Source organism: Nguyenibacter vanlangensis (assembly GCF_038719015.1).
GTDB classification, from domain to species: Bacteria; Pseudomonadota; Alphaproteobacteria; order Acetobacterales; family Acetobacteraceae; genus Gluconacetobacter; species Gluconacetobacter vanlangensis.
Map to the genome: position 1 here is coordinate 626,320 of NZ_CP152276.1, position 12,558 is coordinate 638,877.

Annotated in this window: 10 protein-coding genes; 2 read left to right on the plus strand and 8 right to left on the minus strand. The window is 69.6% G+C overall.

All coding sequences use genetic code 11. The features are described 5' to 3' along the window. Positions 1-46 precede the first annotated feature (46 nt). The 3 genes from AAC691_RS02960 to AAC691_RS02970 all read right to left on the minus strand — a co-directional run bounded on the left by AAC691_RS02960 (position 47) and on the right by AAC691_RS02970 (position 4,662). Complete coding sequence (locus AAC691_RS02960; protein WP_323991124.1) at positions 47-841, minus strand: SDR family NAD(P)-dependent oxidoreductase; 795 nt, start codon at positions 839-841, stop codon at positions 47-49. A gap of 63 nt (positions 842-904) precedes the next feature. Continuing rightward, on the minus strand, positions 905-4,354 hold the full coding sequence (gene mfd / locus AAC691_RS02965) for a transcription-repair coupling factor (RefSeq protein ID WP_342628894.1): 3,450 nt from the start codon (positions 4,352-4,354) through the stop codon (positions 905-907). Continuing rightward, the gene (locus AAC691_RS02970) at positions 4,351-4,662 is read right to left on the minus strand and encodes a succinate dehydrogenase assembly factor 2 (protein ID WP_323993714.1); all 312 of its coding nucleotides are present in this window, start codon (positions 4,660-4,662) and stop codon (positions 4,351-4,353) included. The genes mfd and AAC691_RS02970 overlap by 4 nt, the downstream gene beginning before the upstream one ends. Before the next feature lie 132 nt (positions 4,663-4,794). On the opposite strand from AAC691_RS02970, the gene recG reads away from it, so the two are divergent. After that, entirely contained in the window at positions 4,795-6,903 is a 2,109-nt protein-coding gene (gene recG / locus AAC691_RS02975) for an ATP-dependent DNA helicase RecG (protein ID WP_342628895.1), read from the plus strand. A gap of 73 nt (positions 6,904-6,976) precedes the next feature. Here recG and AAC691_RS02980 read toward each other — a convergent pair whose 3' ends face one another. Continuing rightward, on the minus strand, positions 6,977-7,966 hold the full coding sequence (locus AAC691_RS02980; RefSeq protein ID WP_342630123.1) for a lipid A deacylase LpxR family protein: 990 nt from the start codon (positions 7,964-7,966) through the stop codon (positions 6,977-6,979). Positions 7,967-8,414: 448 nt separating this feature from the next. Here AAC691_RS02980 and AAC691_RS02985 point away from each other — a divergent pair, with 448 nt between their 5' ends. Continuing rightward, entirely contained in the window at positions 8,415-9,077 is a 663-nt protein-coding gene (locus tag AAC691_RS02985) for a cold-shock protein (protein ID WP_323991127.1), read from the plus strand. A 190-nt stretch (positions 9,078-9,267) separates the two neighbouring features. On the opposite strand, the gene smpB is transcribed toward AAC691_RS02985, so the two are convergent. The 4 genes from smpB to AAC691_RS03005 form a co-directional block, all read right to left on the minus strand. Beyond that, on the minus strand, positions 9,268-9,756 hold the full coding sequence (smpB, locus tag AAC691_RS02990) for an SsrA-binding protein SmpB (RefSeq protein ID WP_176640644.1): 489 nt from the start codon (positions 9,754-9,756) through the stop codon (positions 9,268-9,270). A gap of 3 nt (positions 9,757-9,759) precedes the next feature. Next, positions 9,760-10,641 (minus strand): 4-hydroxy-tetrahydrodipicolinate synthase, encoded by an 882-nt coding sequence (gene dapA, locus AAC691_RS02995; RefSeq protein WP_408906050.1) that lies wholly within the window; start codon positions 10,639-10,641, stop codon positions 9,760-9,762. Positions 10,642-10,822: 181 nt separating this feature from the next. Then, positions 10,823-11,734, minus strand: coding sequence for a prephenate dehydratase (locus AAC691_RS03000; protein ID WP_342628897.1), 912 nt, complete (start codon positions 11,732-11,734; stop codon positions 10,823-10,825). Between the two features lie 2 nt (positions 11,735-11,736). Then, entirely contained in the window at positions 11,737-12,498 is a 762-nt protein-coding gene (locus AAC691_RS03005; protein WP_342630124.1) for a 3-deoxy-manno-octulosonate cytidylyltransferase, read from the minus strand. Positions 12,499-12,558: the final 60 nt, after the last annotated feature.

Sequence of the window (12,558 nt, forward strand, 5' to 3'; positions counted from 1 at the left end):
TGGCTTTGCGCTGATTGACCTTGCGCTGGTCGGCCCGCGCCGGCGATCAGCCCGGGTGGCGCAGCAGCCCGCCTTCGACGCGCAGCGCGGCGCCGGTGGTGGCCGATGCCTGGGGCGAGCAGAGATAGGCGACCATGCTGGCGACCTCCTCGGGTTCGGCCAGGCGGCGGATCAGCGAGCTGGGGCGGTGCATGGGCACGAATTCGGCCGCGATCTCGGCGGCCGGGCGGCCGGACTCGCGGGCCGCCTTTTCGAACATCTCCATCACGCCTTCGGTGCGGGTGGGGCCGGGCAGCACCGAATTGACGGTGACGCCGGTGCCCGGGACGCTTTCGGCGATGCCCCGGGCGATGGCGATCTGCGCGGCCTTGGTGAAGCCGTAGGGGATCATGTCGGGCGGGATGTTCAGTCCGGATTCGCTGGAGATGAAGACCACGCGGCCCCATTGGCGGCCGACCATGCCGGGCAGGTAGTGCCGGGTCAGGCGCACGCCGCTCATGACGTTGACGTCGAAGAATCGCTGCCAGTCGGCATCCGGCGTTTCGAGGAAATCGCCCTGTTCGAAGATGCCGAGATTATTGACCAGGATATCGGCCTGCGGCACCTGTCGGACGAAGCTGTCGGCGCCGGATTCGCTGCCCAGGTCGCCGGCCACGCCGCGCAGGCGGGCGGCGGGCACATGGGCGCGGACATGGGCGATGGCCGCGTCCACCCGGTCCTGGCCGCGGCCGTTGACGACGATTTCGGCGCCGGTTTCCGCCAGGGCGGCGACGATGGCCAGGCCGATTCCGGCGGTCGAGCCGGTGACGATGGCGGTCTTGCCGGTCAGGTCGATCTTCATGTTGCCTGTCTCCTTCGATTGGGGGTGGCGATTGGGGGTGGCGGCCGTGACGGGCCGTGCCCGTCAGGCCGCCTTGTCCTGCCCGGCCGCCAGGCGGCCGAGCGCCTGGACCGTGTCCTTGGCCAGCCGGATGCGCTGGGCGTTCGTCAGTTCGCGCACCAGCGCCAGCTTGTGGTCGGGCCGCAGGCGGACATTGGCTTCCTTCTGCGTCGCGATCCAGCCGACCAGTCCGCCGGGATTGGCGAAGCTGTTGCCGCGGAACTGGAGCACCATGCCCTTGGGCCCGGCTTCGAGCCGTTCGACGCCGGCCTCGCGGCACAGGCGCTTGAGCGTGACGACGTCGAGCAGGTTGCGGACCTCGTCGGGCGGCGTGCCGAAGCGATCGACCAGTTCGGCCTCCATCGCCTCGATCTCGGCATCGTTGGCCAGGGCGGCGATGCGGCGATACAGGCCCAGCCGGACCGGCAGGTCGGTCACGTAGCCCTCGGGGATCAGCACCGGCAGGCCGAGGATGATGTTGGGCGTCCAGTCGCGGTCCTGGAGCTTGCGCTTGCCCTTCTCGACGCGCAGTTCGGCCACCGCGTCCTCGAGCATCTGCTGGTAGAGTTCGATCCCGACCTCGCGGATATGGCCGGATTGCTCGTCGCCCAGCAGGTTGCCGGCGCCGCGCAGGTCCAGATCGTGCGAGGCGAGCGTGAAGCCGGCGCCCAGCGTGTCCAGCGTCTGCATGACTTCCAGCCGTTTTTCGGCCGCGGCGGACAGGACATGGGTCTGCGGCCAGGTCAGGTAGGCATAGCCGCGCTGCTTGCCGCGCCCGACGCGGCCGCGCAACTGATAGAGCTGGCCCAGCCCGAACATGTCGGCGCGATGGATGATCAGCGTGTTGACCGCCGGCATGTCCAGCCCGCTTTCCACGATGTTGGTGGAGAGCAGGATATCGTATTTGCCGTCGCCGAATTCGGTCATGACCCGTTCCAGCTCGGTCGGCGTCAGGCGGCCATGGGCCTGGACGAGCCGCGCGTCGGGCACGATGTCGTGCAGGCGCGCGGCCATGCGGTCCAGGTCCTCGATCCGCGGGACGACGCAGAAGATCTGTCCGCCGCGGAAGCGCTCGCGCTGGATCGCCTCGCGGATCACGACGCTGTCGAAGGGCATGATGAAGGTGCGCACCGCCAGCCGGTCGGTGGGCGGGGTGGCGATCAGGCTCATTTCCCGCACGCCGGTCAGAGCGAGCTGGAGCGTGCGGGGCAGCGGCGTGGCCGAGAGGGTGAGGACGTGCACGTCCTCGCGCAGCGCCTTCAGCTTCTCCTTGTGGGCCACGCCGAAATGCTGTTCCTCGTCGATGATCAGCAGTTCCAGGTCGGCGAACTGGACGCCCTTGGCCAGCAGCGCGTGGGTGCCGACCACGATGTTGATCGTGCCGTCGGTCAGGCCCTTGCGCACGGCGGCGGCGTCCTTGGCGGTGACCATGCGCGAGAGCTGCGCCACCGTGATCGGCAGGCCCGCGAAACGGGCCGAGAAGGTGCGGAAATGCTGCCGCGCCAGCAGGGTGGTGGGCACCACCACCGCGACCTGCGCCCCCGACAGGGCGGCGACGAAGGCGGCGCGCAATGCGACCTCGGTCTTGCCGAAGCCGACATCGCCGCAGACCAGCCGGTCCATCGGCCGGCCCGAGCCCATGTCCTCCAGCACGTCGGCGATCGCGCGGGACTGGTCCTCGGTCTCGACGAAGGGGAAGCGGGCGCAGAATTCGTCCCACAGCCCTTCGGCCGGGGCCAGGGCGGGGGCTTCGCGCAGCGCGCGCAGGGCGGCGGTGCGGATCAGTTCACCCGCCATGTCGCGGATGCGCTGCTTCATCTTCGCCTTGCGGTTCTGCCACGAGGCACCGCCCAGCCTGTCCAGCGCGACCCCGGCCTGGTCGGAGCCGAAGCGGCTGAGCAATTCGATGTTTTCCACCGGCAGGAACAGTTTTTCGTTCCCGTCATAGATCAGCCGCAAGCAGTCGTGCGGCGCGCTGCCGACGCCGATCGTCTCGAGCCCGTCATAGCGGCCGATGCCGTAATCCTGGTGGACCACCAGGTCGCCCTCGGCGATTTCCGAGGCTTCGGCGATGAACTGGTCGGCCTTCCTGCGGCGGCGGGGCGGGCGGGCGATCCGTTCGCCCAGCAGGTCCTGCTCGGAGACGAAGGCCATGTTGTCGGCGATGAAGCCGCGTTCCAGCCCCATGATGGTCAGCCCGACCGTGCCGGGCGGCATGTCGTGGTCACGCGACCAGGTTTCGACCACCCGCACCCGCATGCCGTGTTCGCGCAGCAGGCTGGCGATCCGTTCGCGCGAGCCGCGGGTCCAGGCGGAGACGTAGGCGCGGCGTCCGACCTCGGTCCATTGCCGGACCTGGGTGTCGAGCAGCGCGAAGACGTTCTCGCGCCCCTCGGCGCCCGCGCCGCGGGCGAACAGGATGCCCGGCCGGCCGCCGGCATCGAGGCCCGGGGCGTCGTCGGGGCGGGCGAAGGGATTGAAGGTGATGACCGGATGGCCGGCCAGGATTCCGTCCCAGCCCTTGCGGTCCAGATACATCAGGTGCGGCGGCAGCGGGCGGTACGGGACCTCGCCCTCGCGCACCGGCTGGCGGCGGGCTTCGAAATGATCGGCGATCATTTCCAGCCTGGCGGCCAGGACCTCCTCGGCCTGGTGGGCCAGGATGACGGCCAGGCCCGGCAGGTAGTCGACCAGGGTCTCCATCTGATCGTGGAACAGTGGCAGCCAATGTTCCATGCCGGCGTGGCGGCGGCCGTCCGAGACGTGCTGGTAGAGCGGATCGGCGGCGGCCGGGCCGAACAGGTCGCGCCAGCCGGTCCGGAAGCGCGAGATGCTGGCCTGGTCGAGCGTGAAATCGGCGACCGGCCGCATGACGAAGCGATCCAGCCGGTCCGAGGACCGCTGGCTGGCGGGGTCGAAGCGGCGGATATTTTCGATTTCGTCGCCGAACAGGTCGAGGCGGACCGGTTCGGGCTCGCCCGCCGGGAAAATGTCGAAGATGCCGCCGCGGGCGGCGAATTCGCCGGGTTCCATCACCGTGTCGGTGCGGTTGTAGCCGGCGGCGACGAGCAGTTCGATCAGCAATGGCTGGTCCAGGCTGTCGCCGGCGGCCAGCGTGATCGACTGGCCGCGGAAGGCGGCCCGGGGGGCGACGCGCTGGACCAGGCCGCCGACCGTGGTGAGCACGATGCGCGGGCCGGCCGCCGGTTCCAGCAGGCGCGTCAGCGTGGCGACGCGTTCGGCGACGATGGCGGGATTGGGCGAGACGCGGTCATAGGGCAGGCAGTCCCACGCCGGGAAGCGCAGGATTTCGACATTCGGGGCGACGAAGGACAGCAGGTCGCCGATGCGGGCCATGCCGGCATCGTCGCGCGCGACGTGCAGGACGGGGCCGTCTTGTTCGGCGGCGCGGCGCGCCAGCAGGAAGGCGTCGAACCCGTCGGGGACGCCCCAGATCGTGGCCCCCGCGGTCATCGTGCGTTTCGCAGCGCGGCGTGGCGGGCAGGATCGCCCGCATCGGCCAGGAGCGCGCGCATCATCGGTCCGTCCAGTTCGGCCGGCACCGGCCTGCGGCCGCTGAGCCAGTCGGCCAGGTCGGTGTCGGGCAGGTCCATCACCGCCTCCAGCGCGTCCAGCTCGGCGTCGGTCATGCGGGCCAGGCGAGGCGCGACGAATCCGCCGATCAGGATGTCGGTTTCCTGCGTGCCGCGATGCGTGGCGCGGAAATAGATCCGCCGCCGGCGCGTATCGAGCGATGCGAGGTCGGGCGTGTCGTCGGACATGTCGTGGGGCATAAGGCTGACCCGGAATGGTTTCGTTTTGTTCCTGTGCGTCGCTGTCCTATAGCCCTCCGACGGGGTCCTGTCAGCCCGGCTGGGCACCGGGACGGAACGAGAGGGACGGTCGAGCGGCGCGTGGTGGACAGTATTCTTCAGGACGGGCCGGAAAACGCAATCGCCCCGCTGCTGGCGCCGTTGGACAGCCTGCCGGGCGTGGGTCCCGCTGTGGCGCGGCTGCTGGCGCGGGCGGCGCGGGGCGGGCGGGTGATCGACCTGCTGTTCCATCTGCCGGAGTCGGTGATCGACCGGCGGTACCGGCCGGCGTTGCGCGATGCGATTCCGGGGCAGGTCTGCACGCTGCAGGCGGTGGTGCGCCGGGTGGATGCGCCGGCGCGCGGTACGCGCCAGCCCTGGCGGGTGCAGATATCGGACGGCACGGGCAGCGCCGACCTGGTGTTCTTTTCGCCCTATCAGGCGCGGCAGATGGCGGTGGGGGCCACCGTCGCGGTGTCGGGCATGCTGGAGGCTTTCGGCGACCGGCTGTCGATGGCGCATCCGGAGCATGTCGTCGCGGGCGGGCGCATCGAGCGGATACCGGCGCTGGAGCCTGTCTGGCCGCTGACGGCGGGACTGTTTGCGCGCCATGTGCGCGGCGCGCTGCGGGAGGCCCTGCTGCGCCTGCCCCTCCTGCCCGAATGGCTGGATGCGGCACTGGTGGCCCGGCGGCACTGGCCGGATTTCGCAACCGCGCTGCGGCAGTTGCACAGCCCCGAATCCTTTCCCGAGCTGCTGTGCGACGATGCCTGCGGGGCGGCGTGGGAGCGGGCGCGGCAGCGCCTGGCCTGCGACGAATTGCTGGCGCAGCAAGTGGCGATGGCCGAGGCCCGGCGCCGCAACCGCGACCGGCCGGGCCGCGCGGTCGCCGCCACCGGCGCGTTGCGCGCCGAGGCGCTGGCGCGATTCGGCCATGTGCCGACCGGGGCGCAGGTCCGGGCGCTGCGCGAGATCGATTCGGACATGGCTGCGGCGCATCCGATGATGCGGCTGCTGCAGGGCGATGTCGGCGCGGGCAAGACGCTGGTGGCGCTGCTGGCGATGCTGGGAGCGGTCGAGGCCGGGCACCAGGCCGCGCTGATGGCGCCGACCGAGATCCTGGCGCGGCAGCACCTGGCGACGTTCAGCCGGCTGGCCCCGGTGCCGGTGGCGTTCCTGAGCGGCAGCGTGAAGGGCCGCGCGCGGCGGATGGTGCTGGAGGACGTGGAATCGGGCCGTGCGCCGCTGGTGGTGGGGACGCATGCGCTGTTCCAGGACAAGGTGGCGTTTGCCGACCTGGCGCTGGTGGTGATCGACGAGCAGCATCGCTTCGGCGTGGAGCAGCGCCTGCAATTGGGGGAAAAGGGCGACCGGACCGACGTGCTGGTCATGACCGCGACCCCGATCCCCCGCACCCTGCTGTTGAGCCAGTGGGGGGAGATGCAGGTCAGCCGGCTGAACGAGAAGCCGGCGGGGCGCAAGCCGGTGCGGACCTCGCTGCATGCCATGGCGCAGTTGGACGACGTGCTGGCGGGGATCGCGCGGGCGATCGGGCGCGGGGCGCGGATCTTCTGGGTCTGTCCGCTGGTCAGCGAGAGCGAGGCGGTGGACATCGCCGCGGCCGAGGCGCGTTTCGCCGCGCTGGAGGATCGTTTCGCCGGCCGGGTGGGGCTGGCGCACGGGCGGCAGGATATCGCGGTGCGCGAGGCGGCGATCGCCGATTTCGCCGCGGGGAAGACCAGCATCCTGGTGGCGACGACGGTGATCGAGGTCGGAGTGGATATTCCGGCCGCCACGGTCATGGTGATCGAGCATGCCGAGCGATTCGGGCTGGCGCAACTGCATCAGCTCCGCGGGCGGGTGGGACGCGGCGCGGACGAATCCTTCTGCCTGCTGCTGCATGACGATGCGCTGAGCCGGACGGCGCGGCGGCGGCTGTCGCTGCTGCGCGATACCGAGGACGGGTTCCTGATCGCGGACGAGGATTTCCGCCTGCGCGGCGGCGGGGACCTGACGGGGCGGCGCCAGTCCGGCCTGCCGGACCTGCGCCTGGCGACCGGGACGCGGCTGGACCTGCTGATGACGATCGCGGCGCAGGACGCGCAGCGGGTGGCCGGCGGCGCGGTGAGCGCGGCCCGCCGGAATGCCGTCACCTGCCTGCTGGAATTGTTCGGGCGGCATGACGCCGCCCGCATCCTGCGGTCCGGCTGACCCGCCCGCCTGTCCGCTGGGGGCCCGTCCGCCGAAACCTGCCTGTCAGGACCTGCCTGTCAGAACTTGGCCATCAGAACTTGGCCGACAGGTCGACCGATCCGAAATTGAACAGGCCGCTGCGCGCGCCGCGGAATTGCTGCGTCTGCCAGGTCTGGCTGTAGGACAGGCGCATGCCGTGCCACATGACGGCGACGCCCGCGTGGATTTCGCCCACGTCCCAGTTGACCGGCACGTGAGGCGAGTTGTTGCGCACCGTGTTGCCCTGCAGCGTGGCGTCGTAGCCGACGGCGTAGCCGGTCACGTTGCCGAACACGTACCAGGCCAGCGGACGGGTCAGGCGGTAGGCGTCGGTGCCGTCGGTGCCCGAGCCGATGGTCGGGGTGCCGAAATCGCTGCGCAGGCCCTGGCCGAGGCGGAACGTGTCGGCCACCGAGCCATAGATGCGGTAGTCGCCTGCCGCCGCGGCGACGGCGGGCAGCATTTCCATCTCGATCCCGTAGAGATCGGCCAGAGGCAGGCGCCAGGTGCGGCCGGCCTGGACCTGGAAGATCGGCTGGTTCTGCAACTGGTGGCTCCAGCCCCGGTTGGGCGTGTCGCCGATCAGGTTGTGGAAGCCGTTCTGCAACTGACGGCCCAGCGCCGCCGGGCCCATGACGCCGAACTGGATGCCGAAGACCGAGCGCGACAGATCGGTGTCGTTGATCAGGTTGACCGTGCCCAGCATCAGACCGGCATAGGGCCGGTCGCCGGCCGGCGGATTGACGGCCTGCGTGTCGTGGGGGGTGAAGATGGTCTGCTGCACGCCGAGGCTGATGCGCGTGACGCCCGGCCCGAGGATGGCGTGGTTGAGGGTTTCGATCGGCGCGGGCTGGTTGTCGGTGCCCGAGGTCCAGTTTATGCGCAGGCCGCTGGTATAGTACTGGTCGGACGTGCCCTTGAGCGTGCTGACCGCGTCGTTTTCCGCCTGGATGGTCCAGGTGCCGTACGGGTCCTGGAGCGGGGTGGCCCTGGCCGGGATCGCCGCCAGGCCGCCGATGCCGGCGAGCATGCCGGCCCGCATGATCCGGCCGGTTCTGTTCCGCGTGTTTGCCTGGTCCATCCGCTTTCCTTCACTGCCGGTCTTTAGCTGGCGGTCGCCCCGAATGCCGGGCCCGAATGCCAGGTTTGTCGCAACGGCGCGACATAACGTTCTCTTTTGAGCTGTTTAGAGCGTTCGCGCCTCGGGAGAAAGCCCGAGACGCGCTTCCTGATCGCGCTGTTGTCAGAATTCCGGCCGCCGGGAAGTCGGGATGAGGCGAAATGATGATGGAACCGGCGTGGGGGGATATGCTTATGTGTGTTCGACACCGGCGCTTTCGTGCTAGTGTCGATGCGGGAAGAGGACGCTGTCCGCGCCAACCGTCGAGAGCGGTTCAGGAACGGTTATGTAATTCCTTGATCCAGCAAGTTTTTTCATCAGGTGGCCTCCTGAGACAGGACCCGCCAACTACACTTCGGGATTACGACCGTTGAGAAGTAACAGGACCGACCGCAGCCCCCGTTCCCCGCGCCGCGGCGGATTTGACGACGACTTCATGTCGGCGCCGCCCTCATTTGGCGACCGCGGTCCGCGTCGCCCGATGGGTGGACCCTCGCAAGTCATCGCTTCGGGGCCCGAGATCAGTGCGTCCGTCAAGTGGTTCAACAGCGAGAAGGGCTTCGGCTTCGTCGAGCTGTCGGACGGGTCGGGCGATGTTTTCCTGCACGCCAACGCGCTGGCACAGAGCGGCCACGATTCGGTGTCGCCGGGCGCCACCCTGGTGGTGCGTATCGGCCAGGGGCCCAAGGGGCGCCAGGTCGCCTCGGTGGTGTCGGTCGACGAGAGCACCGCTCAGCCGGAACGCCCCCGCGGCTTCGGCGCGCCGCGCGCCCCCGGCGGCTTTGGCGGCCGCCCGTCGCGCCCTGCCCCCGACCTGTCGCATGCGCAGGAAATGCGCGGCGTGGTCAAGTGGTACAATGCGACCAAGGGCTTTGGCTTCATCACGCCGGAAAGCGGCGGCAAGGACATCTTCGTCCATGCCTCGGCGCTGGAACGTTCGGGCCTGACCGGCCTGACGGAAGGCCAGACGGCCAATGTGCAGGTCGTCCAGGGCCAGAAGGGCCCCGAGGCCGCGTCGATCAGCGTCGACTGACTGCTTCGGCGGATGCCGGACAGGATGACGGGGTCGCCTTCGGGCGGCCCCGTTTTATTTTGGGCCTCGTTTCGGGAATGGCGGGTCTAGAGCCATATCCGTTCACACCGGTTCACGGATATGGCTCTAGCTCATTGTTTTAGCGAGCATCTTTATCCGACCGGATGCGCCCGTCCGGTCGGATGATGCTCTAGTCCCTGCCCTTGTTACGCATCAGTCGGGCCTTGTCGCGCTGCCAGTCGCGATCGGCGATGGCCTGGCGCTTGTCGGCCTTCTTGCGTCCCTCGCCGATGCCCAGCGTGACTTTTGCGACGCCGCGGGCGTTGAAGTGAATATCCAGGGGCACCAGGGTGACGCCGTCGCGCGCCACGGCGCCCAGCAGCTTGTCCACCTGCTTGCGGTGCAGCAGCAGCTTGCGCGGCGCGCGGGTATCGAAGCGCGACAGGACGCCGCCCTGATATTCGGGGATATAGCTGTTGAACAGCCAGATCTCGCCGTTACGGTCGCCGGCATAGGCTTCGTTGATGGTGGCGCGGCCGAGGCGCAGGCTCTTGACCTCGGGGCCCTTCAGGACCAGCCCGGCCTCGATCGTCTCGACGATCGTGTAGTTGAAGCGGCCCTTGCGGTTCTGTGCCGCGATCCCGGTCGAGATCATGCCGCTCTTTTTCTTCTCGGCCATGGGCTAGTTCAGCAATCCCGCGAGGGCCAGGGCATCGCGCACCCGGGCGCGGGATTCGTCGGACAGCGGGGCCAGCGGCAGGCGGCAGATCTCGCCGGCCAGGCCCAGCAGGCTGGCCGCGTATTTCACCGGTCCGGGGTTGCTTTCGCAGAACAGCGCGTCGTGCAGCGCCGACAGCCGATCCTGGATCGCCATGGCGTCGGCCACGCGGCCGTCCTGCCAGGCGCGGTGCATTTCGGCGCACAGGCGCGGGGCGACGTTGGCGGTGACGCTGATGCAGCCCGTGCCGCCGGCTGCCAGGAAGGACACGGCGGTCCCGTCTTCGCCGGAAAGCTGGATGAAGGGCTTGTGGCGGATGGCGCGACGGACCTGCAGCGGGCGCAGCAGGTTGGCGGTGGCGTCCTTCACCCCCACGATGTGCGCGTGCCGCGCCATGCGGGCCATGGTTTCGACCGAGATATCGACGACCGAGCGGCCGGGAATGTTGTAGATGAACAGCGGCAGGTCGGTGGCGTCCGCGACCGCCATGAAATGACGGTAGAGTCCTTCCTGCGTCGGCTTGTTGTAATAGGGCGCGACCACCAGGACCGCGTCGGCGCCGGCGGTCTTGGCATGGCGGGCCATGGCGACGGCCTCGGCCGTGCTGTTGGAGCCGGCGCCGGCGATGACGGGGATGCGGCCGGCGACCGTCTGGACGGTGAATGCGACGACGCGGGCATGCTCGTCATGGCTGAGGGTCGGGCTTTCGCCCGTCGTGCCCATCGGGACCACGCCCGAGCTGCCCTCGGTCACCTGCCAGTCGATCAGTCGCCCGAATGCCGGAAAATCCAGCGATCCGTCGGTGTCCATCGGCGTAATCAGGGCGGTGATGGAGCCCTTGAACATGGTCGTTTCCACTTGAATCTCGCAGTCTTTGAGAATGGGCGCTGCCTTGGGGCGGGTCCAGGGGCCACGGGGCGCCGGTCCGTTCATGCCTCTGTTAATGCGGGGTGCGGGGGCAAGACAACTCTCGATCGGTTGCGAAAGGCCCGATGCGGGCCGTTTGCGTCCGTGGAGGCCCTGCCCCCTATCGTTTGTCCGCCTGTTTGGCGCCCGTCTGTCCGACGTCCGTGTTCTGAGGGACGTCCCGACGGAAGGGGGCGGCGGGATAGACGCCCAGGATCGATGCGTTTTCGGAGAAGAAGGCGAGTTCGGCGAGGGCGCGGGACAGCGCCGGGTCGTTGGGGTGGCCTTCGACGTCCATCAGGAACTGGGTTGCGGCGAACGAGCCGTCGAGCATGTAGCTTTCGAGACGGGTCATGTTGACGCCGGCGGTGGCGAAGCCGCCCAGCACCTTGTACAGCGCGCCGGCGGTGTTGCGGACGCGGAAGAGGACGGTGGTGATCGTGTCGGGCTGGCCCGCCGGGGGGCGGGTGGCGTCGCGCGAGGCGATGTAGAAGCGCGTGGTGTTGTGCGACGCGTCCTCGACATTCCGGCGCAGGATGACCAGGCCGTTCAGTTCGGCGGCGAGCGACGAGGCGACGGCCACGTCCTCGGGGTTGCCCCACTGGGCCACCAGTTCGGCCGAGCCGGCCGTGTCGAATTCGACGACCGGGGTCAGGCCCAGCTCGTCGATGATGCCGCGGATCTGGGCCATGGCGACGGGGTGGGTATGGATGCGGCGGGCGGTGGCCAGCGTGCTGCCGGGAACGCCCATCAGGCAATGCTCCACCCGCTGGAAATGCTCGCCCACGATGTGCAGCCCGGCCTGGGGCAGCAGCGCGTGGATGTCGGGCACCCGGCCGGCCAGGCTGTTCTCGCACGCCAGCATCGCCTGGTCGGCCCGGCCGTCATGGACCGCCGCGATGGCCTCGGCGAAGGTCGCGCATGGCAGGGTGGCCCAGCCCGGGCGGGCCTGGCGGCAGGCCAGGTCGGAATAGGCCCCGGGCCGCCCCTGGAAGGCGATGATGCCGTGGGTGGGTGTGTTTGGCGCGGACATGGTCATGCCTCCCCTCCCCGCTGCCCTTCCTGTGTCAGCGCGCGGCGTGCGCGGGCCAGGTCGTCCGGCGTGTCGACGCCGGACGGCGCGTGGTCGATGCGGCAGCATCCGATCGTCATGCCGGCTTCGAGCGCCCTGAGCTGTTCAAGCTTCTCCCGCCGTTCCAGCGCGGATTCCGGCAGGCCGACGAAACGGGCCAGGGCCGCGCGGCGATAGGCGTAGATGCCGACATGGTGCCAGAGCGGGCCCGTGCCCCAGGGAATTGCCGCGCGGGAGAAATACAGCGCGCGGGCGGTACCGTGCGGATCGTCGTCGGCGAAGGCGCAGGCGACCTTGACCACCGAATCGCGCGCGGCCTCGTCGGCATCGGCGATGGGGGCGGCCAGGGTGCCGATATCGGTGCGGGGATCGGCCAGGGGGCGCAGCGCGGCCCCGAGGGTGCGGGGATCCAGCCCCGGCAGGTCGCCCTGCAGATTGATCACGACGTCGTGCCGGCCGTCCGGGTCGGCATGGCCGAGCGCCTGCCACACGCGATCCGAGCCCGACGGCAGGGCCGGGTCGGTCAGGATGGCGGTGCCGCCGGCGTCCTGGACCACGCATGCCAGGTCGCGATCGGAGACCGCGACGACGACGGGGCCGATATCGGCGGCGCGCGCGCGCGCCAGCACATGCAGGATCATGGGCCGGTCGCCGATCATGGCCAGGGGTTTGCCCGGCAGCCGCACGGAGGCCATGCGGGCGGGGATGACGATGATCGGGTTCATGGGGGAAGATGGGGCCTTGGACAACGGAAGCAGCTTGGTCGATCCCGACGGTGGAATGCC

What these genes read in the sequence shown, in the direction of transcription:
- AAC691_RS03005 (WP_342630124.1), bottom strand. Translation starts at nt 12,498, where the DNA reads ATGAACCCGATCATCGTCATCCCCGCCCGCATGGCCTCCGTGCGGCTG.
- AAC691_RS02970 (WP_323993714.1), bottom strand. Translation starts at nt 4,662, where the DNA reads ATGTCCGACGACACGCCCGACCTCGCATCGCTCGATACGCGCCGGCGG.
- AAC691_RS02980 (WP_342630123.1), bottom strand. Translation starts at nt 7,966, where the DNA reads ATGCGGGCCGGCATGCTCGCCGGCATCGGCGGCCTGGCGGCGATCCCG.
- dapA (WP_408906050.1), bottom strand. Translation starts at nt 10,641, where the DNA reads ATGTTCAAGGGCTCCATCACCGCCCTGATTACGCCGATGGACACCGAC.
- mfd (WP_342628894.1), bottom strand. Translation starts at nt 4,354, where the DNA reads ATGACCGCGGGGGCCACGATCTGGGGCGTCCCCGACGGGTTCGACGCC.
- AAC691_RS03000 (WP_342628897.1), bottom strand. Translation starts at nt 11,734, where the DNA reads ATGTCCGCGCCAAACACACCCACCCACGGCATCATCGCCTTCCAGGGG.
- smpB (WP_176640644.1), bottom strand. Translation starts at nt 9,756, where the DNA reads ATGGCCGAGAAGAAAAAGAGCGGCATGATCTCGACCGGGATCGCGGCA.
- AAC691_RS02960 (WP_323991124.1), bottom strand. Translation starts at nt 841, where the DNA reads ATGAAGATCGACCTGACCGGCAAGACCGCCATCGTCACCGGCTCGACC.